This is a genomic window from Modestobacter sp. VKM Ac-2982 (assembly GCF_026967935.1).
Taxonomy (GTDB): domain Bacteria; phylum Actinomycetota; class Actinomycetes; order Mycobacteriales; family Geodermatophilaceae; genus Modestobacter.
This window is the reverse complement of sequence record NZ_JAPVBL010000001.1, coordinates 649,011-669,181: the sequence shown is the minus strand read 5'-3', so window position 1 is coordinate 669,181 and position 20,171 is coordinate 649,011. Positions and strand designations below refer to the sequence as shown.

The 20,171-nt window shown below is 73.5% G+C and carries 19 protein-coding genes; 6 read left to right on the top strand and 13 right to left on the bottom strand.

Annotated elements, in window-relative coordinates:
• Positions 1-33 precede the first annotated feature (33 nt).
• Positions 34-1,017, bottom strand: a complete 984-nt coding sequence (locus O2W20_RS03315) for a sugar ABC transporter substrate-binding protein (protein WP_269170329.1) — start codon at positions 1,015-1,017, stop codon at positions 34-36.
• 279 nt (positions 1,018-1,296) lie between these two features.
• Between O2W20_RS03315 and O2W20_RS03310 the strand changes: the two genes are divergently transcribed.
• Together O2W20_RS03310 and O2W20_RS03305 are read left to right on the top strand one after the other, a co-directional pair.
• Positions 1,297-2,352, top strand: coding sequence for a Glu/Leu/Phe/Val family dehydrogenase (locus O2W20_RS03310; protein WP_269171000.1), 1,056 nt, complete (start codon positions 1,297-1,299; stop codon positions 2,350-2,352).
• Positions 2,353-2,551: 199 nt separating this feature from the next.
• A complete protein-coding gene (locus O2W20_RS03305; RefSeq protein ID WP_269170328.1) occupies positions 2,552-2,767 on the top strand; it encodes a DUF3073 domain-containing protein in 216 nt (71 codons plus the stop codon).
• 115 nt (positions 2,768-2,882) lie between these two features.
• Here the strand turns inward: O2W20_RS03305 and purM are convergent, their stop codons facing one another.
• From purM to O2W20_RS03285, 4 genes are all read right to left on the bottom strand, one after another.
• Complete coding sequence (gene purM, locus O2W20_RS03300; RefSeq protein ID WP_269170327.1) at positions 2,883-3,947, bottom strand: phosphoribosylformylglycinamidine cyclo-ligase; 1,065 nt, start codon at positions 3,945-3,947, stop codon at positions 2,883-2,885.
• Positions 3,944-5,503: an amidophosphoribosyltransferase gene (purF, locus tag O2W20_RS03295; protein ID WP_269170326.1), complete on the bottom strand. Its 1,560-nt coding sequence runs from the start codon at positions 5,501-5,503 to the stop codon at positions 3,944-3,946. Before purF ends, purM begins: the two co-directional genes overlap by 4 nt.
• A gap of 152 nt (positions 5,504-5,655) precedes the next feature.
• Positions 5,656-6,264 (bottom strand): MBL fold metallo-hydrolase, encoded by a 609-nt coding sequence (locus tag O2W20_RS03290; RefSeq protein WP_269170325.1) that lies wholly within the window; start codon positions 6,262-6,264, stop codon positions 5,656-5,658.
• Positions 6,261-7,361, bottom strand: coding sequence for an S-(hydroxymethyl)mycothiol dehydrogenase (locus O2W20_RS03285; RefSeq protein WP_269170324.1), 1,101 nt, complete (start codon positions 7,359-7,361; stop codon positions 6,261-6,263). The genes O2W20_RS03290 and O2W20_RS03285 overlap by 4 nt, the downstream gene beginning before the upstream one ends.
• A gap of 237 nt (positions 7,362-7,598) precedes the next feature.
• On the opposite strand from O2W20_RS03285, the gene O2W20_RS03280 reads away from it, so the two are divergent.
• Together O2W20_RS03280 and O2W20_RS03275 are read left to right on the top strand one after the other, a co-directional pair.
• Positions 7,599-9,017 carry an OFA family MFS transporter gene (locus O2W20_RS03280; RefSeq protein WP_269170323.1) on the top strand — a complete coding sequence of 473 codons (1,419 nt, stop codon included), beginning with the start codon at positions 7,599-7,601 and terminating at the stop codon, positions 9,015-9,017.
• Complete coding sequence (locus O2W20_RS03275; protein ID WP_269170322.1) at positions 9,014-9,163, top strand: MFS transporter small subunit; 150 nt, start codon at positions 9,014-9,016, stop codon at positions 9,161-9,163. The genes O2W20_RS03280 and O2W20_RS03275 overlap by 4 nt, the downstream gene beginning before the upstream one ends.
• A gap of 135 nt (positions 9,164-9,298) precedes the next feature.
• Here O2W20_RS03275 and O2W20_RS03270 read toward each other — a convergent pair whose 3' ends face one another.
• From O2W20_RS03270 to purS, 4 genes are read right to left on the bottom strand one after another with little or no spacing between them, the layout of a single operon-like run.
• Positions 9,299-9,709, bottom strand: a complete 411-nt coding sequence (locus tag O2W20_RS03270) for a sterol carrier family protein (RefSeq protein ID WP_269170321.1) — start codon at positions 9,707-9,709, stop codon at positions 9,299-9,301.
• Positions 9,710-9,723: 14 nt separating this feature from the next.
• Entirely contained in the window at positions 9,724-12,045 is a 2,322-nt protein-coding gene (gene purL, locus O2W20_RS03265; protein WP_269170320.1) for a phosphoribosylformylglycinamidine synthase subunit PurL, read from the bottom strand.
• Complete coding sequence (gene purQ / locus O2W20_RS03260) at positions 12,042-12,713, bottom strand: phosphoribosylformylglycinamidine synthase subunit PurQ (protein WP_269170319.1); 672 nt, start codon at positions 12,711-12,713, stop codon at positions 12,042-12,044. The genes purL and purQ overlap by 4 nt, the downstream gene beginning before the upstream one ends.
• A gap of 10 nt (positions 12,714-12,723) precedes the next feature.
• Entirely contained in the window at positions 12,724-12,972 is a 249-nt protein-coding gene (purS, locus tag O2W20_RS03255) for a phosphoribosylformylglycinamidine synthase subunit PurS (RefSeq protein ID WP_036336369.1), read from the bottom strand.
• Positions 12,973-13,192: 220 nt separating this feature from the next.
• Here purS and O2W20_RS03250 point away from each other — a divergent pair, with 220 nt between their 5' ends.
• Complete coding sequence (locus tag O2W20_RS03250) at positions 13,193-13,858, top strand: PilZ domain-containing protein (protein WP_269170318.1); 666 nt, start codon at positions 13,193-13,195, stop codon at positions 13,856-13,858.
• Positions 13,859-13,900: 42 nt separating this feature from the next.
• Here O2W20_RS03250 and O2W20_RS03245 read toward each other — a convergent pair whose 3' ends face one another.
• Together O2W20_RS03245 and purB are read right to left on the bottom strand one after the other, a co-directional pair.
• A complete protein-coding gene (locus O2W20_RS03245; protein WP_269170317.1) occupies positions 13,901-14,779 on the bottom strand; it encodes a phosphoribosylaminoimidazolesuccinocarboxamide synthase in 879 nt (292 codons plus the stop codon).
• Complete coding sequence (purB, locus tag O2W20_RS03240) at positions 14,776-16,083, bottom strand: adenylosuccinate lyase (protein ID WP_269170316.1); 1,308 nt, start codon at positions 16,081-16,083, stop codon at positions 14,776-14,778. Before purB ends, O2W20_RS03245 begins: the two co-directional genes overlap by 4 nt.
• 94 nt (positions 16,084-16,177) lie before the next feature.
• Here purB and O2W20_RS03235 point away from each other — a divergent pair, with 94 nt between their 5' ends.
• Positions 16,178-17,641 (top strand): AI-2E family transporter, encoded by a 1,464-nt coding sequence (locus tag O2W20_RS03235; RefSeq protein WP_269170315.1) that lies wholly within the window; start codon positions 16,178-16,180, stop codon positions 17,639-17,641.
• A 138-nt stretch (positions 17,642-17,779) separates the two neighbouring features.
• Here the strand turns inward: O2W20_RS03235 and purD are convergent, their stop codons facing one another.
• Both purD and rsgA read right to left on the bottom strand, forming a co-directional pair.
• Positions 17,780-19,033: a phosphoribosylamine--glycine ligase gene (purD, locus tag O2W20_RS03230; RefSeq protein WP_269170314.1), complete on the bottom strand. Its 1,254-nt coding sequence runs from the start codon at positions 19,031-19,033 to the stop codon at positions 17,780-17,782.
• A 59-nt stretch (positions 19,034-19,092) separates the two neighbouring features.
• Complete coding sequence (rsgA, locus tag O2W20_RS03225; protein ID WP_442928929.1) at positions 19,093-20,115, bottom strand: ribosome small subunit-dependent GTPase A; 1,023 nt, start codon at positions 20,113-20,115, stop codon at positions 19,093-19,095.
• Positions 20,116-20,171: the final 56 nt, after the last annotated feature.

Below are 20,171 nucleotides of genomic sequence, written 5' to 3'. Positions count from 1 at the left end.
TCGGCCCGTCGACGGGCGCCTCCCGGGTCGCGCTCAGCGGGTCCCTGCCGAGGCCAGGTCCGCGATCTCGTCGACGTTCTCGGCGTCGACGATCGCCGGGCCGGTCAGCACCGGCTGGCCGCCACCGACGGTGTTGCGGTTCTCCGCGTACAGCTTGAGCATCACGAGCGGCAGGTAGCCCTGCTCGTACTGCTGCTGGTCGACGGCGAAGGAGATCGTGCCGTCCTGGATGGCTGCGATGACGTCGCCGTTGAGGTCGAAGGTGGCGATCTCGGCGTCGGACCCGGCGTCGTCGGCGGCGGAGGCGGCCACCGAGGCCACGGCGGAGTTCAGCGTGAGCACCGCGTCGATCGAGGGGTCGCTCTGCAGCTGCGAGGTGATCGTCGACTGGGCCGCCTGCAGGTCGTTGATGTCCACCTGGAGCAGCCGGACGTCGGTGCCCAGCCCCTGCGAGGCACCGTCGCAGCGCTGCTCGAGGCCGATGTTGCCCGCCTCGTGCACCACGCAGAGCACGTTCTGCGCGCCGTCGGCGGCCAGTCGCTGCCCGGCCCCGATGCCGGCGATCGTCTCGTCCTGACCGACGTGCCCGATGGCACCGAACTCGGCCGACCGGTCTCCCCCCGAGTTGATCGTGACGACCGGGATGCCGGCGTCCACCGCCGCGCCGATCGAGTCCTCGAGCGCGTCCGGGTTCGCCAGCGAGACGACGATCCCGTCGACGTCCTGGTTCACCGCGGCCTCGATCAGCTGGGACTGGCGCTGCGGGTCACCGTCGCTCTGGTAGTCGACCCCCACACCCAGGTCCTCGCCGGCCGCCTCAGCGCCGTTCTGGACCACGTCCCAGAAGGCGTCACCGGCCGACCCGTGGGTGACGACGGCGAAGTCGAGGTCACCGGAGGCGGTCGCACCGCCGCCGTCCCCGCTCTCGTCGCCCCCGCCGGAGTTCTCCGTGGAGCAGGCGCTCATCAACAGGGGTGCCGCCAGGGCGAGTGCGAGCAGCCGCTTGGGTCGAGCCATCGTGTGCGTGTCCTCCTGTGTGGCGGCGCAGCGATGCCCCGCTGATGTCCTCCACCGATCGGGCCTCGACTCGGCCCACCCGGAGGAGTGTGCGGCACCGGGATCGACCGGTGCCTGTCGTCAGCCCCTGATCATGCCCGCCCTGCCGACCGGACACGGCACGGACCTCCACACCGAGACCCCGTCGTTGCCGTCGCTCGCCACCCGGTACCCCGCCCGGCGGCGGGCGGACACGGGCGCAGCGGCCCGCGGCTGCCTAGGCTGCCGGTCGTGGACGTGATGGGCTCCGGGCACGAACAGGTCGTCTTCTGCTCCGACCCCGGGTCGGGGCTGCGCGCGGTGATCGCGGTGTACTCCACCGCGCTCGGCCCGGCGCTCGGCGGCACCCGGTTCTTCCCCTACGCCTCCGAGGAGGCCGCGGTGGCCGACGCGCTGGCGCTGTCGAAGGCGATGGCCTACAAGAACAGCCTGGCCGGCCTCGACCTCGGCGGTGGCAAGGCGGTGATCATCGGCGACCCGCGCACCGACAAGACCGAGGCCCTGCTGCGCGCCTACGGCCGCTTCGTGGAGAGCCTGGGCGGGCGCTACCTCACCGCCTGCGACGTCGGCACCTACAACGCCGACCTGGACGTCGTCGCCCGGGAGACCCGCTTCGCGCACGGCCGGTCCGAGGCCTTCGGCGGCTGCGGCGACTCCTCGGTGCTCACCGCCTTCGGTGTCTTCCAGGGCATGCGGGCCGCGGCCCAGCACCGCTGGGGCGCCCCGACCCTGGCCGGGCGCACCGTCGCCGTGGCCGGCGTGGGCAAGGTCGGCAGCTGGCTGGTCGACCGGCTGGTCACCGACGGCGCGTCCGTCGTCGTCACCGACGTCGACCCGGCTGCGGTCGCGCGGGTCCGGGCGCGGCACCCGCAGGTCTCTGCCGTCGCCGACACCGCGGCCCTGGTGCGCACGCCGCACGACGTCTACGCCCCCTGCGCCCTCGGTGGTGCCCTGGACGACGAGACCGTGGCCGTCCTGCCCGCCCAGATCGTCTGTGGCGGCGCCAACAACCAACTGGCCCACGAGGGCACCGCCGAGCTGCTCCGCTCCCGGGGAGTCCTCTACGCCCCCGACTACCTGGTGAACGCCGGCGGCGTGATCCAGGTCGAGGACGAACGGCACGGGTTCTCCTTCGCCCGCGCCGAGTCCAAGGCCACCTCGATCTTCGACGTGGCCCTGCGGGTGTTCGCCGCCGCCGATGCCGAGGACGTCTCCCCGGCCGTGGCCGCCGACCGGCTCGCCGAGGAGCGGATGACCTCGGTCGGGCGGCTGGCGACCATCCGGCTGCCCCGCTGACCCCTCCCCAGAGCCGTTCCGGGTGAGACCCCGGTCACATCCACCTCCGGATGAGGGTCCTGCGGGGTGCGCTGTGTGCTCGTGACCGATCCGTGTCGTAAGCTCGGCCAAGGACACAGTCACTCAGTCGGGGTCGCCACACGGGCCGTCCAGCCCAGTGCTGGAGACGACCCGCACTCCGTCACGAGGGGGTCGAGCCATGGGGCGCGGCCGAGCGAAGGCCAAGCAGACACGCGTGGCCCGTGAGCTCAAGTACAGCTCACCCAACACCGACCTCACTGCCCTCCAGCGAGAACTGGCTGGACAGCCGTCGTCGTTCCCCTCCCGGGGGCCGAAGGACGACGACGAGGACGACACGCACGTCGGGAGCTGGTCGCAGGAAGACGAGGACGACGACTGGGCTGCCAGTCGTTGACCCGCTGAGCCCGCGACCCAGCCCCTGAGACACGGCAGCACCGCCCCTCCTCCGGGAGGGGCGGTGCTGTCGTGCGTCCTGGGCAGGCCGACTCCACGGAGACCGGCCGGCCGGCTCAGCGGTAGGAGCCGACCAGCCGGGCCGAGGCCTCTCCGTCGTGTGCCCCGACCGTGCCGGCCACCCAGGCCGGGACGCCGCGGGCGAGGAGCTGCTCGACCGCCCGGTCCGCGTGCTCGGGGGCGACCGCGGCCACCATGCCGACCCCGCAGTTGAACGCCCGCTCGGACTCCGTGCGGGGGACGCCGTGCTCCTCCAGCAGCCGCACCACCGCGGGCAGCGCCCAGCTGCTCCGGTCCAGCACCGCTTCCAGGCCGGCCGGGACGACGCGGACGGTGTTGCCGGCCAGCCCGCCCCCGGTGATGTGGGCGAAGGCGTGCACCGTCTCCACCCCCAGCTGATCGACCAGCGCCAGGCAGTCGCGGGCGTAGATGCGGGTGGGCTCGAGCAGTTCGTCCCCGAGCGGACGGCCCAGGCCGGCCGGGGTGCCGGTCAGGTCCAGCCCGGCCCGGTCGACGACCCGGCGCACCAGTGAGTAGCCGTTGGAGTGCAGCCCGGAGGAGGCCATGGCGACGATGACGTCACCGGAGCGCACCCGCTCCGGCCCGAGGACGGCGTCGGCCTCCACGACCCCGACCGCGGTGGCGGCCAGGTCGTAGTCGTCCGCGCCCATGAGGTCGCCGTGCTCGGCGGTCTCCCCGCCCACCAGCGCGGCACCGGCCTGCGTGCAGCCCTCCGCGATCCCGGTGACGATGGCGGCGATCCGCTCCGGCACGACGCGACCGCAGGCGACGTAGTCCTGCAGGAACAGCGGCTCGGCCCCGCAGGCGACCAGGTCGTCGACGACCATGGCGACCAGGTCGATCCCGACGGTGTCGTGCCGGTCCAGCGCCCGGGCCAGCGCGATCTTGGTGCCCACGCCGTCGGTCGAGGACGCCAGCAGCGGCTTGCGGTACTTGGCGGTGTCCAGAGCGAACAGCCCGGCGAACCCGCCCAGCCCACCGACGACCTCCGGGCGGTTGGTCTTCTCCACCGCCGCCCGCATCAGGGTGACGGCCCGCTCGCCGGCGTCGATGTCCACGCCGGAGGCGGCGTAGGTCAGCTCGCCCTCGTGGGTCGTCACGGCCGGCTCAGCGCGTCGTCGGCCCCGCCGGGGAGCATCGGGCTGCCGGCCTGCTGGCCGGTCCAGCCGGTGACCGCAGTGGCCTCGTCGGTCAGTGCCCGGCGGCCGATGCCCTCGAGGAGGTGCTTGCCCAGCACCTCCGGCTGGCCCAGGGCGATCGGGTACTCGCCGGTGAAGCAGGCCGTGCACAGCCGGTTGGCCGGCTGCTCGGTGGCCGCGATCAGCCCCTGCTCGGAGACGTAGCCCAGCGAGTCGGCGTTGATCGAGGCCCGGACCCCGTCGACGTCCAGCCCGTTGGCGACCAGCTCGGCCCGGCTGGCGAAGTCGATGCCGTAGAAGCACGGCCACTTCACCGGCGGGGAGGCGATCCGCACGTGCACCTCGAGGGCGCCGGCCTCGCGGAGCATCCGGATCAGCGCCCGCTGGGTGTTGCCGCGCACGATCGAGTCGTCGACGACGACCAGGCGCTTGCCCCGGATGACGTCGCGCAGCGGGTTGAGCTTCAGCCGGATGCCCAGCTGCCGGATCGTCTGGCTGGGCTGGATGAACGTGCGCCCGACGTAGGAGTTCTTGACCAGGCCCAGGCCGTAGGGGATCCCGGAGGCCTCGGCGTACCCGACCGCGGCCGGCGTGCCGGACTCGGGCACCGGGATGACCAGATCGGCCTCCACCGGGTGCTCCTTGGCCAGCCGGCGGCCGATCTCGACGCGGGCGGCGTGCACGCCGCGGCCGGAGATGGTGGTGTCCGGCCGGGCGAGGTAGACGTACTCGAAGACGCAGCCCTTCGGATCGGCGACGGCGAAGTGCTGGCTGCGCAGACCGTCCTCGTCGATGGCGATCAGCTCACCGGGCTCGACCTCACGGACGAACGAGGCGCCGCAGATGTCCAGTGCCGCCGTCTCGCTGGCGACCACCCAGCCCCGCTCCAGCCGGCCGAGGACCAGCGGCCGCACGCCCTGCGGGTCACGCGCGGCGTAGAGGGTGTCCTCGTCCATGAAGGTGAAGCTGAACGCCCCCCGCAGGCGCGGGAGCACCTCCATCGCCGCCGCCTCGACCGACATGTCGGGCTTGGCCGCGATCAGCGAGGTGACCAGGTCGGAGTCGTTGGTCGCGACGAACGCCCCGGCCACGCCCTCGTCGGCCGCGGCGCTCGCGAGCTCGGCGGTGTTCACCAGGTTGCCGTTGTGGCACAGCGCCAGCCCGGTGCCCGCCCCGGTGGTGCGGAACGTCGGCTGGGCGTTCTCCCAGGTGGAGGCCCCGGTGGTGGAGTACCGGGCGTGACCGACGGCGATGTGGCCGCGGAGGCTGCCCAGCGTCGGTTCGTCGAACACCTGGCTGACCAGGCCGAGGTCCTTGTAGACCACGACGGAGGAGCCGTCGGACACCGCGATGCCGGCCGCCTCCTGACCGCGGTGCTGGAGGGCGTACAGGCCGAAATAGGTCAGCTTCGCGACCTCTTCCCCGGGAGCCCAGACCCCGAAGACGCCACAGGCGTCCTGGGGACCAGGGTCATGGGGGTCGAGGTCGTGCGTCAGCCGTCCGTCACCGCGAGGCACAGGTGCGAGCGTACCGGCTGCGCCGCCCTCCCCCGGGTGGGACCGCTCACTCGGGGGAGGACGATGCCGTCCGAAAGGGGCAGCTCAGCGGCCGGAACGACCGATCCGCCCCGCCCCGAGCCTGCGCGGGGCGAGGGGGACGTACTCCTCCATCAGGCGATGTTGCGCAGCTCGGCGTCGATCGTGGTGTCGTCGCCGTGACCGGTCTTCACCACGGTGTCACCGTGCAGCGTCATCAGCCGGTCGGTGATCGACCGCAGGATCGTCGGCTTGTCGCTGAACGACCGGCCGGTGGCCCCGGGACCACCGCAGAACAGCGTGTCGCCGGTGAAGACGGTGGCCAGGTCGGGGGCGTGCAGGCAGGTGCTGCCCGGGGAGTGCCCGGGCGTGTGCAGCGCGTGCAACTGCACGCCCCCCACGGTGAACTGGGTCCGCTCGACCAGGTCGCGATCGGGTGCGGTGTCCGGGTGGACGACGTCCCAGAGCATCCGGTCGGCCGGGTTCAGCCAGATCGGTGCCCCGGTGGCCTCGCGCAGGGCCACCGCCGCGGTGATGTGGTCGTTGTGCCCGTGGGTGAGCACGATCGCGGTCACCCGGCGCCCGGCGATCGCCTCGATGATCGGGGCGGCGTCGTGCGGGGCGTCGATGACGACCACCTCGTCGTCGTCCCCGACCAGCCAGACGTTGTTGTCGACGTCGAAGTCCTGCCCGTCGAGGCTGAAGACCCCGCTGACGACGGCCTGCTCGATCCGGACGCTCACTTCTCGGCCCCCTCGAAGACGACCACGGAGCGCAGCACGTCACCGGCGTGCATCTTGTCGAAGGCGGCCTCGACGTCCTCGAGGCCGATCGTCTCGCTCACGAAGGCGTCCAGGTCGAACCGGCCCTGCAGGTACAGGTCGATGAGCATCGGGAAGTCGCGGCTGGGCAGGCAGTCGCCGTACCAGGAGGACTTGAGCGCGCCGCCGCGGCCGAAGACCTCGATCAGCGGCAGCTCGATCGTCATGGTCGGGTTCGGCACGCCGACCAGGACGACGGTGCCGGCCAGGTCCCGGGCGTTGAACGCCTGCTCGTAGACCGCCGGGTGACCGACGGCGTCGATCGCGACGTCGACCCCGAAGCCGCCGGTGAGGGCCTTGATCGCCTCGACGGCGTCGGTCTCGGAGGAGTTGACCGTGTGCGTGGCGCCCATGCCCTTGGCCCACTCGAGCTTCTTGTCATCGATGTCGACGGCGATGATCGTGCCCGCGCCGGCGAGCCGCGAGCCGGCGATCGCGGCGTCACCGACGCCACCGCAGCCGAAGACGGCGACGGAGTCGCCGCGCCCCACGCCGCCGGTGTTGATCGCGGCACCGACGCCGGCCATCACGCCGCAGCCCAGCAGCCCGGCCGCGGTCGGCTTCGCCGCCGGGTCGACCTTCGTGCACTGGCCGGAGTGGACCAGCGTCTTCTCGGCGAACGCGCCGATCCCCAGCGCCGGGGAGAGTTCGGTGCCGTCGGCCAGTGTCATCTTCTGCGCGGCGTTGTGGGTGTTGAAGCAGTACCAGGGCTTGCCCTTGGTGCACGCCCGGCACTCCCCGCACACCGCACGCCAGTTCAGCACCACGTAGTCACCGACGGCCACGTTCGTGACGCCCTCGCCGACCGCGGAGACCAGCCCGGCCGCCTCGTGACCCAGCAGGAACGGGAACTCGTCGTTGATCCCGCCCTCCCGGTAGTGCAGGTCGGTGTGGCAGACCCCGCACGCCTGGACGTCGACCACCGCCTCACCCGGACCCGGGTCGGGGACGATGATCGTCTCGATGGTGACCGGAGCACCCTTGCTCAGGGCGACGACGCCCTTGACCTCGTACGGCATGGGACCAGCCTAGGGAACGAGGCGGCCGGCCGGCGCCCCGCTCCCACACCGTGGAAACGACGGTTGTGCGTGCAACGAATTGGTCTCAGCCTCACCCGGCCGGGGTCCGCCGTGCAGCCGGAATCGTCACAGCGTCGTACGGTGCCCTACGGCCGCGACCTGTGTCACACCTGTGAACGGGCCGCGATCGGGTTGCGTCCGCCGGGCGCGCCGTTCCCGTACCTCGGAGGTCGTTCCGTGGCAGTACCCAGCTTCCTGGCCCGGGAGCGCATCATCGCTCGCCCGGGCTTCAACCGCTGGCTCATCCCGCCAGCCGCCCTCGCCGTGCACCTGTGCATCGGCCAGGCCTACGCGACCAGCGTCTACAAGGCCGCGCTCGTCTCGCACTTCGAGTCCAGCCTGACCGCGATCGGCATCATCTTCTCGATCGCGATCGTCATGCTCGGCCTCTCGGCCGCGGTCTTCGGCACCTGGGTGGACAGGAACGGGCCGCGCGCGGCCATGTTCACCGCCGCGTGCTTCTGGTCCGCCGGCTTCCTGGTCGGGGCGCTGGGCATCTCCACCGAGCAGCTGTGGCTGGTCTACTTCGGCTACGGCGTCCTCGGCGGCATCGGGCTCGGCATCGGCTACATCTCCCCGGTCTCCACGCTGATCAAGTGGTTCCCCGACCGGCCCGGCCTGGCCACCGGCATGGCGATCATGGGCTTCGGTGGCGGCGCGCTCATCGCCTCGCCGCTGTCGCGCCAGCTGATGAACTGGTACGACCCGACCTACGACGGCACGATCGGCACCACGCCCTCGGGTTCGGCCGTCGCCCAGCTGTTCGTCACGCTGGGCATCGTCTACCTGGTCTTCATGATGTTCGGTGCCTTCATCGTCCGGGTCCCCGCGCCCGACTGGCGCCCCGACGGCTTCGACCCGTCGCAGGTCAAGGCCAAGTCGCTGGTGACGACGGAGAACGTCTCCGCCAACAACGCCATCAAGACCCCGCAGTTCTGGCTGCTCTGGACGGTGCTGTTCTGCAACGTCACCGCCGGCATCGGCATCCTCGAGCAGGCCGCGCCGATGATCCAGGACTTCTTCCGGAACGGGGAGACCTCCACGGTCCTCGCCGCAACGGCCGCCGGCTTCGTCGGGCTGCTCTCGCTGTTCAACATGGCCGGTCGGTTCGTGTGGTCCTCCACCTCGGACTACATCGGTCGCAAGCCGATCTACATGGTGTACCTCGGCGTCGGCCTGGTGCTGTACGTCCTGCTGGCCACCGTCGGCAGCACCGCCACCTGGATCTTCGTCATCCTGGCCGCGATCATCATCAGCTTCTACGGTGGTGGCTTCGCGACCGTCCCGGCCTACCTGCGGGACCTGTTCGGGACCTACCAGGTCGGCGCCATCCACGGTCGGCTGCTGACCGCCTGGGCCGCCGCGGGCATCGCCGGCCCGCTGATCATCAACGGCGTCCTCGACGCGCGCGGCACGCCGGGCGAGCTGACCGCCGGTGACTACCGGCCGGCCCTGTTCATCATGGTCGGCCTGCTGGCCGTCGGCTTCGTCGCCAACCTGATGATCAAGCCGGTCGCCGAGAAGTGGTTCGAGCCGAAGAACACCGACGTCCCCACCGCCGCATCCACCACCGGAGATCGGAACCTGACGCGATGAGCACCCCACGCCACGCCGGCGACCAGCAGGCCACGACGAACACCCCGACCGGCCTCGTCGCCTTCGCCTGGGCACTGGTCGGTGTGCCCCTGGCCTATGGGCTGTACAACACGGTGAAGGCGGCCAGCGCGCTGTTCGGCGGCTGAGCCACCCGCACCACACGGCACAGCGCCCCTCCTGCCACCGGCAGGAGGGGCGCTGTGCTGTTCGCCCCCCACCCGCAGTCGATCATCGGCGAACGGTGGCGCCCACCGGCGGGGCGGGCAGGCGTCAGCCGTTCGTCAACTCGACGAGGAGGACGGCCCGGCGGGTCGGACGGCGCGCAGCGGGAGGTGCTCGGAGAGGTCGGCACGGTTGCCGCTGGCGCTGACCTTGCCCTCCCCGACCGCATCGGCCCAGGAGAGCGCGCCGGTCGCCAGCCGGAGCCAGGTCGCGGCGTCGGTCTCGACCACGTTGGGCGGGGTGCCGCGGGTGTGCCGGGGCCCCGGCACGCACTGCACCGCCACGAACGGCGGCACCCGCAGCTCGACCGAGCGCCCGGGCACGTGCTGGGCGAGCCAGCGGGCCGAGGTCTTCACGGCCGCCCCCAGGACCGCCCGGGGCGGCTGCTCGGCCTCCCCGGCGAGCCAGCCGACCGTGGGGGCGAGCGCCGTCCGCAGGTCCTCGGCGGAGATCGGCGCGACGCCGGCCATCAGGAGCGGACCTGTCAGCTCGTCGGGACGGTGCCCGCCGGGATCGACCCGACTGTGGCCTCCGGGTTGCCGAACAGCGCCGGCAGGGTCGCCGTCCACGCCGCCCGGAGTTCGTCCAGGGGCAGCTCCAGCAACCCCTCCAGCACCAGGGCGTCACCGCCTGTCGTCCCGAGCTCGGTGACCGGCACCCCTGCCGCGTCGGCCGCGGCCCGCACCGCGGCCGGGTCGGCGGTGGTGAGGACGACGCGGGCCACCGACTCACCGAACAGGGATGCCGTCGGGTCGCCGGGCACGCTCAGCCGGGCGCCGGTGCCGTACCGCAGCGCCGACTCGGTCAGCGCCTGCGCCAGCCCGCCGTCGGCCAGGTCGTGCGCGGAGCTGACCAGCCCGTCGGCCGACAGGGAGACCAGCAGCTCACCCAGGGCGCGCTCGGCGGCCAGGTCCAGCCGGGGCGGCAGCCCGCCCAGGTGGCCGTGGACGACCGCGGCCCAGGCCGACCCACCGAACTCCGGCCGGGTCTCCCCCAGCAGCAGCACGGACTCCCCGTCCGCCCGCCAGCCGGTGGGCACCCGACGGGTGACGTCGGCGTGCACGCCCAGCACCCCGATCACCGGGGTCGGGTTGATCGCGACGTCGCCGGTCTGGTTGTAGAGGCTCACGTTGCCGCCGGTGACCGGCAGGCCGAGCTCGCGGCAGCCGTCGGCCAGGCCGCGGACGGCCTCGGCGAACTGCCACATCACCTCGGGGTTCTCCGGGGAGCCGAAGTTCAGGCAGTTGGTGACCGCCAGCGGCTTCGCGCCGGAGACGGCGACGTTGCGGTAGGCCTCGGCCAGGTTCAGCTGGGCGCCGACGTAGGGGTCCAGCCGGGCGTAGCGGGCGTTGCCGTCCAGGGACAGGGCGATGCCCAGGTTGCTGGACTCGTCGATCCGCAGCACGCCGGCGTCCTCGGGCTGGGCGAGCACGGTGTTGCCCCGCACGTAGCGGTCGTACTGCTCGGTGACCCAGCTCTTGTCCGCGCCGTCCGGGCTGGAGACGACGGCCAGCCAGTCGGCCCGCAGGTCGGCCGAGGACGACGGCGGGGCGTCGGCCTGCAGCGCGTCCAGGTCGGCCGGGCGGGCCATCGGGCGCTCGTAGCGCGGGCCCTCAAGGGCCACCGTGCGCGGCGGGACGTCGACGATCCGCTCGCCGTGCCAGTCGATGGTCAGCCGCTCGCCGTCGGTGACCTCACCGATGACGGTGGCCAGCACGTCCCACTTGGCGCAGACGGCTAGGAAGTCGGCGACCTTGCCGGGCTCGACGATGGCGCACATCCGCTCCTGGGACTCACTCATCAGGATCTCGGCGGGGGTGAGCGTGGAGTCGCGCAGCGGGACGGCGTCCAGGTCGATCGCCATGCCACCGGAGCCGGCCGCGGCCAGCTCGCTGGTGGCGCAGGAGATGCCGGCGCCACCCAGGTCTTGGATGCCGGTGACCAGGCCGGCGGCGAAGATCTCCAGGCAGGCCTCGATCAGCAGCTTCTCGGTGAACGGGTCGCCGACCTGGACGGCGGGGCGCTTGGCCGGGCCCTCGGCGTCGAAGGTCTCGCTGGCCAGGACCGAGACGCCGCCGATGCCGTCGCCGCCGGTACGTGCCCCGAAGAGGACCACCTTGTTGCCGGTGCCCTCGGCCTTGGCCAGCTGGAGCTCCTCGTGCCGCAGCACGCCCACGCACAGGGCGTTGACCAGCGGGTTGCCGGCGTAGGTCTCGTCGAAGAGCAGCTCGCCGCCGATGTTCGGCAGGCCCAGGCAGTTGCCGTAGCCGCCCACCCCGGCGACCACGCCGGGCAGCACCCGGGCGGTGTCCGGGGCGTCGGCGGCGCCGAAGCGCAGCGAGTCCATGACGGCGATCGGGCGGGCGCCCATGGTCAGGATGTCCCGGACGATGCCGCCGACCCCGGTGGCCGCGCCCTGGTAGGGCTCGACGTAGCTGGGGTGGTTGTGCGACTCGACCTTGAAGGTGACCGCCCAGCCCTCGCCGACGTCAACGACGCCGGCGTTCTCCCCCATGCCGACCAGCAGCGCGTCGCTCTTCGGCAGGTCACCGAAGCGGCTCAGGTGCACCTTGGAGGACTTGTACGAGCAGTGCTCGCTCCACATCACCGAGTACATCGCCAGCTCGGCGGTGGTCGGCCGGCGGCCGAGGATCTCCCGGATCCGGGCGTACTCGTCCTCCTTCAGGCCGAGCTCGGCGTAGGGCTGCTCGTCGTCGGGGTGCTGGGCGGCCAGCTCGACGGTGTCCAGCCGGTTCGTCCGGCCCGGCGCGGTGTCCAGCTCGGACAGGCCCTCGGTGGCGCTCACGCGGCGACCATCGCGGTGAGCACGGAGGTGAAGAAGCCGAGGCCGTCGACCGAGGGCCCGGTGAGCGCCTCGACCGCGTGCTCCGGGTGCGGCATGAGCCCGACCACCCGTCCGTCGGCGCTGGTGACCCCGGCGATGTCGCGGGAGCTGCCGTTGGGGTTGCCGTCCACGTAGCGCACGACCACCCGCCCCTCGCCCTCCAGCCGGTCCAGGTCGGCGTCGGCGGCCACGTAGCGGCCCTCGCCGTTCTTCACCGGGACGACGATCCGCTGCCCCTGCTCGAACGACGTCGTCCAGGCGGTGTCGGCGCGCTCGACGAGCAGCCCCTGGTCACGGTTGCGGAAGTGCAGGTGGCTGTTGCGGGTCAGCGCCCCGGGGAGCAGCCCGGCCTCGCAGAGCACCTGGAAGCCGTTGCAGATGCCCAGCACCGGCAGGCCGCCGTGCGCCGCGGCCACGACGTCGGCCATCAGCGGCGAGCGGGCGGCGATCGCCCCGGCACGCAGGTAGTCGCCGTAGGAGAACCCGCCGGGCAGGACGACGGCGTCGACGTCCTTCAGGTCGTGGTCGCCGTGCCAGAGGGACACGGGCTCGGCGCCGGCGAGCCGCACGGCGCGTGCGGCGTCGACGTCGTCCAGGGAACCCGGGAAGGTGATGACACCGATGCGCACTGGGTCTCTCTCAGTCGGTGGTGCGAGCGGGGAGGTGCAGCTCGACGTCCTCGATGACGGGGTTGGCCAGCAGCGTCTCGGCGATCTGCCGGAGCTCGGCCTCGTCGGGTTCGCCGTCGACCTCGAGCACGAAGTGCTTGCCCTGGCGGACACTGCGCACCCCGGTGTGGCCGAGGCGCCCGAGGGCGCCGAGCACGGCCTGCCCCTGGGGGTCGGAGATCTCTGGCTTCAGGACGACGTCGACGACCACCTGGGACACGCCGCCGAGGGTACCGGCTCCGCGACGGGGGCCGACACCACGCCGGTCGGCCGGCCCGCTGCGGGGAACCGCCGTGGCCCAGCCGGCCCTGGCCCGTCCCGGCTCATCCGGACGGGTCACGGACCTGCACCGTTGCGCTGGACAACCGGTCCGAGTGACCCACGATGGACCGGATGCGATGGCCGCTGGGGCGATCGGTGAGGGACACGGAGGAGCACAGGTGGTCGCTGGAGTGCCCGATGTGGACCACCCGGCCGCCACGACGGCGCTGAGCGTCCTGCTGCTCGGACGGGACGAGGCGCTCACCGCCCGGGTCCGCCGGGAGAGCGAGTCGTACCTCTTCCTCAGTCCACCCCGCAACGCCCTCGGGGAGATCGCCCCCTTCGTCGAGCGCGACATGCTGGAACTGTCCTGGCAGGCCGACGACGGGCTCCGGTCCGTACCGGCCGACGCGGTGGCGGTCGCCGCCGACGGCCTCTGGAAGGTCGAGGTCACCGGCCCGGCCAGCAGGATCCAGCGCCGGGACGCCGTCCGCGCCCCCATCGGGCTGTCGGTGACCCTCGCCTGGGAGCGCGCGACCCTGGTCGGGAGCACCGTCGACCTGAGCGAGGGCGGCCTGCTCGCCGTCTTCCGGCCGCACGGCGACCTGGGCGTCAGCATCCCGTTCCCGACGATGAGCCAGCCCCTGCTCCTCACGCTCGACCTGTACTCCGACGAGCTCGTCACCGAGGTGGCGATGGTCCGTCGCCGGCCCCGCCAGGACAACCTGCACGAGTGGTCGCTGCGCTTCGTCGACCTGCCCGAGCGGGCCGCCGACCTGATCCGCTCGCACGTCTTCACCGCGCTGCGCAACGCCCGCGCCCGCGGCATCGCCGCGCTCTACTGAGCCACCCGGCCACCACAATGGCCATTGTGGTGGCCGGGTGGCTCAGCTCCAGGGCAGGCCGGTGAGCTGCTCGTAGGCCTTGACGTAGCGGTCGCGGGTGGCGGCGACGACGTCCTCGGGCAGCTCCGGCGGCGGGGACACCCGGTCCCAGCCGGAGGTGGTCAGCCAGTCCCGGACGTACTGCTTGTCGAAGGAGGGCTGCGGCGCGCCCGGCGACCAGGTCATGGCCGGCCAGAACCGCGAGGAGTCCGGCGTCAGCACCTCGTCGCCGAGCACCAGGGTGTCCCCCGCCGTCCCGAACTCGAACTTGGTGTCGGCCAGCACGAGCCCGGCCTGCTCGGCGATCTCCGCCCCCCGGCGGTACAGCGCCAGGGTGAGCGACCGCAGCGCCTCGGCCCGGTCGGCGCCGACGGCCTCGACGACCTGGGCGAACCCGATCGCCTCGTCGTGCTCGCCGACCTCGGCCTTGGTCGAGGGGGTGAAGACCGGCTCGGGAAGCCGCGAGCCCTCGACCAGACCGGCCGGCAGCGGGACGTCGACGATCGCGCCGGTGCGCTGGTACAGATGCGTGCCCGACCCGGACAGGTAGCCGCGGGCCACGCACTCCACCGGCAGCATCTCCAGCCGGCGGACCAGCATCGACCGGCCGGTCAGCTCCTCCGGCACGCCGACGGCGAGCAGTTCGTCGCCGGAGGCCAGCAGGTGGTGCTCCGCGCCGTGCTCGGCCAGCACCGGCGCCAGCTGCTCGAACCACCACACCGACAGCGCGGTGAGCACCCGGCCCTTGTCCGGGATCGGCGTGGGGAGCACGTGGTCGTAGGCGGAGACCCGGTCGCTGGCGACCAGCAGCAGCCGGTCGTCGCCGACGGCGTGGACCTCGCGGACCTTGCCCCGGGCGACGAGCTCGAAGGGCAGGCTCACGACAGCGCGGCCAGCCGGTCGAACAGCGGGCCGAGGTTCGCGACGTACTGCTCGGGCCGGCAGATCTCGTCGAGCCGGGCCTCGTCGAGGGCGACGTCGTCGGCCGCGGCCCGTTCGCGGAGCGTCTGCCGGAACGGCGTCCCGTCCTGCCAGGTGCGCATCGCCGCCGACTGGACCAGCGCATAGGCCTGCTCGCGGCCCATCCCGCCCTCGACCAGCTCCAGCAGCACCGACGAGGTGTAGATGAGCCCGCCGGTGGACTCCAGGTTGGCGCGCATCCGGTCGGCGTCGACGACCAGGTTCTCCACCAGCCCGGCGGTCAGGTCCAGCAGGTAGTCGGTGGTGATCGCCGCGTCGGGCAGGAAGACCCGCTCGGTGGAGGAGTGCGAGATGTCCCGCTCGTGCCAGAGCGGGATGCCCTCCATCACCGGCACGATCGCCGCGCGCACGACCCGGGCCAGCCCGGCGATCCGTTCGGAGCGGATCGGGTTCTTCTTGTGGGGCATGGCGCTGGAGCCCTTCTGCCCCGCGCCGAACGCCTCGGAGAGCTCCCGCACCTCGGTGCGCTGGCCGTGCCGGACCTCCAGGGCGATCGCCTCGCACACCGTGGCGATGATCCCCAGCGCGGAGACCCACTCGCTGATCCCGTCGCGCAGCACGACCTGGGTGGAGGCGTCGGCGGCCCGCAGGTCCAGCGCCTGGGCCACCGTCACCTCGACCGAGGGGTCGATGAGGGAGTAGGTGCCGACGGCGCCGGAGATCGCCACCACGCCGACGGCCTCGCGGGCCCGGCGGAGCCGGTCGCGGGACCGGGCGGCGGCGAAGGCGAGGTCGGCGACCCGGTGGCCCCAGACGTCGGGCTCGGCGTGCACCCCGTGGGTGCGGCCGACCTTGATGGTGGCCCGGTGGGCCAGGCCGTGGTCACGCAGCGCGGCCACCAGCCGGTCGGCCTTGGCCAGCAGCACGTCGGTGGCGTCGGTGAGCTGGACGGCGAGCGCGGTGTCCAGCAGGTCCGAGGAGGTCATGCCGTGGTGCACGTAGGCCGCGGCCGAGCGCGGCTCGGTGTTGTCGGCCCAGGCGGTGAGGAAGGCGATGACGTCGTGCTGCGTCGTCTCCTCGATCTCCGCCACCCGCTCGGGGGTGGGCGGCGGCGCGTTGCGCACCGGCTCGACGACGTCGGCGGGCACCCGCCCGGCGGCCGCGTGCGCCTCCAGCACCAGCGTCTCGACCCGGCACCACAGCTCGTACTTGTGCTGGTCACTCCAGACCCGGCCCATCTCGGGCAGGGTGTACCTGTCGATCATGCGAGTACCGCTTCGGTCTGCTCAGCTCGGCGCACCACGGGGCCCATCCTCTCGCACCGCTGCGGGCGGGCCCCCATCAGCTCGGAGGAGAAGGATGTTTCAGCGGGCCAGACGCGTCGTCGACCGGGCGCGGGAGCGGATCCGGGCCGCCGCCGAGCACGACCCGCACGCCTGGCCCGACGGCACCGTGCTCGTCCTCCAGGACGGCAGCCGCGCCGTCGTGGACCACGTGGAGGAACCGCACCAGGGCGACGGTCACCCCGGCGACGGCCATCACGCCACCAGCGCACCCCGCCACGACGCTGCACCGCTCGCCCCCGGCAGCCCGCACCCCGACGCCCCGGACGTCGACGTCCCCGGCGGGGTCAGCGGCCCCCCGGCACCCGGTGGTGCCCCGCCGGCGCCCGGCCGGGACCGTGCCCGGGGCAGCCTGCTGGCCCCGGAGGGCCGGCTCCGGGCCGCCGAGCGGGACGTCCCCAACGGGCTGCGGATCGCTGCGGCCTGGTCGTGGCGGACGGTGGCCGTGGTCGCGGCGCTGTACCTGCTGCTGCGCGCGGCCGGCTACGTCGCCGTCGTCATCGTGCCGGTCATCGTGGCGCTGCTGCTCGCCGCGCTGCTCCAGCCGGGCGTGGCCTCCCTGCGGCGCAGCGGATGGCCGACCTCGCTGGCCGCGCTGACGATGCTCGTCGTCGGCGTGGGCGTGGTCGCGGGGATCGTGACCCTCGTGGTCGAGGAGTTCGCCGCCGGCTACGCCGACCTCGTGTCCCAGGTCGACGAGGGGCTCACCCAGGTGCAGGACTTCATCACCCGCACCTTCCCGGTCACCGACGGCCAGATCACCGACGCGCTCGAGAGCGCGAGCCAGTCCATCGCGGACAACCAGGACGCCCTCACCTCCGGCGCGCTCACCACGGCGGCGACCGTGGGCGAGGTGCTCACCGGCGCACTGCTGACCCTGTTCACCCTCTTCTTCTTCCTGCTCGACGGCCGGCAGATCTGGCTGTGGGTGGTCGGGCTGACGCCGGTGAACTCGCAGGCCTACCTGGACGAGGCGGCCCGGCGGTCGTGGCGCACGCTGATCTCCTACGTGCGGGCCACCGTCGGGGTCGCCGCCTTCGACGCCGTCTTCATCGGCATCGGCCTGGTCTTCCTCGGGACGCCGCTGGTCGTGCCGCTCGCCGCGCTGGTGTTCCTCGGCGCCTTCATCCCGATCATCGGGTCGTTCCTCGCCGGCACGGTGTCGGTGCTGGTCACCCTGGTCGCCGTCGGGCCGGTCCGGGCGCTGATCGCCCTGGGGATCATCGTGCTGATCATGCAGCTGGAGAGCCACGTGCTGCAGCCGCTGCTGTTGGGCCGCGCGGTCTCGGTGCACCCGCTGGCCGTCGTCCTCGGCATCGCCGCCGGGCTGCTGATCGGCGGGGTCTTCGGCGCGCTGATCGCCGTCCCGGTCATCGCCTGCGGCAACGTGGCCGGCACCTACCTGTCCCGGCGGCACGAGGGTCCGCGACCCCCGCAACCGGACACCCGCCGGGCTCGCCGACCGGTCACCGCCCGCTGACGCCTGCGGGCCGGCGCGGCTCGACCCCTGCTGAGCCGGGTCGACCCGCCCGGGATGACGTGGGGCCGCGGCAGCACGCGGCTCAACCCCGGCCGGCCCGGGTCGACCCGCACGCGCGGAGGGCGGCCGGCCGGTCGCTCAGACGGTGATGCGGCCCTCGACGGCGGCCAGGGCGATGTCGGTGCGCCAGTGCGCGTCGGCCAGCCGGACCGCGGCCAGCCGCTCGTAAACGGCCTGCCGCGCCGCGGCGAGGTCGTCGCCGACCGCGGTGACCGAGAGCACCCGACCACCGGCCGAGTGCACCAGGCCGTCGGCACCCAGCGCCGTCCCGGCGTGCAGCACGCCCTCGCCGTCGGCGCCGGTGATCGGGTCGCCGACGCGCGGCCGCGCGGGGTAGCCCGAGGCGGCGACGACGACGGTGACCGCCGCCCCGTCCCGCCAGCGCAGCGGGGGCTGCTCGGCCAGCGTGCCGGTGGCCGCGGCGTACAGCAGCCCGGCCAGTGGGGTCTCCAGCAGCGGCAGCACGACCTGGGTCTCCGGGTCGCCGAACCGGGCGTTGAACTCCACCACCCGCACGCCGCGCGAGGTCAGCGCGAGCCCGGCGTAGAGCAGGCCGCTGAACCGCTCCCCGCGGCGGGCCATCTCGTCGATCGTGGGCTGCAGGACGGTGGCGCGAACCTCCTCGACCAGGTCCGCGGGTGCCCAGGGCAGCGGGGCGTAGGCGCCCATGCCGCCGGTGTTCGGGCCGGCGTCGCCGTCGTCCCGGCGCTTGTGGTCCTGGGCGGGCAGCAGCGGCACCACCGTCGTCCCGTCCGACAGCGCGAACAGCGACACCTCCGGGCCGTCGAGGAACTCCTCGATGATCACCGAGTGCCCGGCGCCCAGCACGGCCTGTCCGTGCGCGACGGCGGCCGTGCGGTCGGTGGTGACCAGCACGCCCTTGCCGGCCGCCAGTCCGTCGTCCTTGACGACGTAGGGGGCGCCCGCCTCGTCCAGCGCGGTCTCCAGCTCGGCTGCGCCGCCGACGGCCCAGAACTGCGCCGTCGGCACCCCGGCGGCGGTCATCACGTGCTTGGCGAACGCCTTGGACCCCTCGATCTGGGCGGCCTGGGCCGAGGGCCCGAAACAGGCGATGCCCGCCTCGCGCACCGCGTCGGCGGCGCCGGCGACCAGGGGCACCTCCGGACCGACCACGACCAGGTCGGCCTGCCACTCGACGGCGAGGGCGCCGACCGCGGCCGGGTCGGCGGCGTCGAGCGGGAACGCCTGGGCGAGGGTGACGGTGCCGGCGTTCCCCGGCGCGCAGGCGAGCGCCGTGACGGCGGGGTCGGACTGCAGAGCCACGCACAGGGCGTGCTCCCGGGCACCGGAGCCGATCACGAGGACGCGCACCGGGCGAACCTACCCACCTCCGCCGCCTGGAGCGGACATGCCCGTTCCTGCCCGGGCGGTCAGTGGCCGGGGCGGGTGCGCCGCTGGCGGTGGAGCGCGCGCAGCCGGGCGGACTCGGCCGCGCGGGCGCGGGCGTCGGCGCGCAGCTCCTGCCGGTGCGCCTCGGCCTGGAGCTTGCGCCAGGCGAGGAACCGCGCCGGGTCCAGCTCGCCGCGGTCGATCGCCGCCGCCACCGCGCAGCCGGGCTCGGTGCGGTGCGCACAGTCGCGGAAGCGGCACCCGGTCGCCCAGTCGGCCACGTCGGCGTAGGTCGCCGCCAGCCCCTCGCCGTCGGCCAGCGCCAGCTCGCGCATGCCGGGGGTGTCGACCAGCAGGCCGCCGCCGGGGAGCAGGTGCAGCTCCCGAGCCGTGGTCGTGTGCCGCCCGCGCCCGTCGCCGCGGATCCCGGCGACCGCGGCCACCGACCGGCCGACCAGGGCGTTGACCAGGCTGGACTTGCCCACGCCGGAGGGGCCGACCATCGCCGCGGTGCACCCGGCCGGGACCCGGTCCCGCACGGCGGCGAGGCCGCTCCCGGTCACGGCGCTGACCGGGAGGACGTCGACGCCGACGGCGTCCTCGGCCACCTCGGCGACCGCCGCCGGCACGTCGGAGCACAGGTCGGCCTTGGTGAGGACGACGACCGGCGTCGCCCCGCTGGCCCAGGCCACGGCGAGGTACCGCTCGATCCGGCGCAGCCGCGCCGCCGCCCCCAGGGCGTCGACCACGAAGACGACGTCCACGTTCGCCGCCACCACCTGCGGTGCCGAGCCGCGGCCGGCGGCCGTGCGCACGAACGCGGTGCGCCGCGGCAGCACCCGCAGCACCTGCTCCCCGCGCAGCGTGACCCAGTCCCCGACCGCCGGCGCGGTCTCGGCGCGCAGCCCACCGGCACAGCTCACCCGGCGCTCGCCCCCGGCGGTGAGCACGGTGAGCAGGCCCCGGTCGACGCGGGAGACCCGGGCGGCCTCGCCGTCGTCACCGGCCGCAGGGACCGGCACGTCCTGGTGTCCGCCGACTGAGAGATCACTCACAGGGGTCATGCTCGTCTCCAGGTGAGCGGCCTGTCCCCCGATTTGTCCCCATGAAGTCGGCGCGC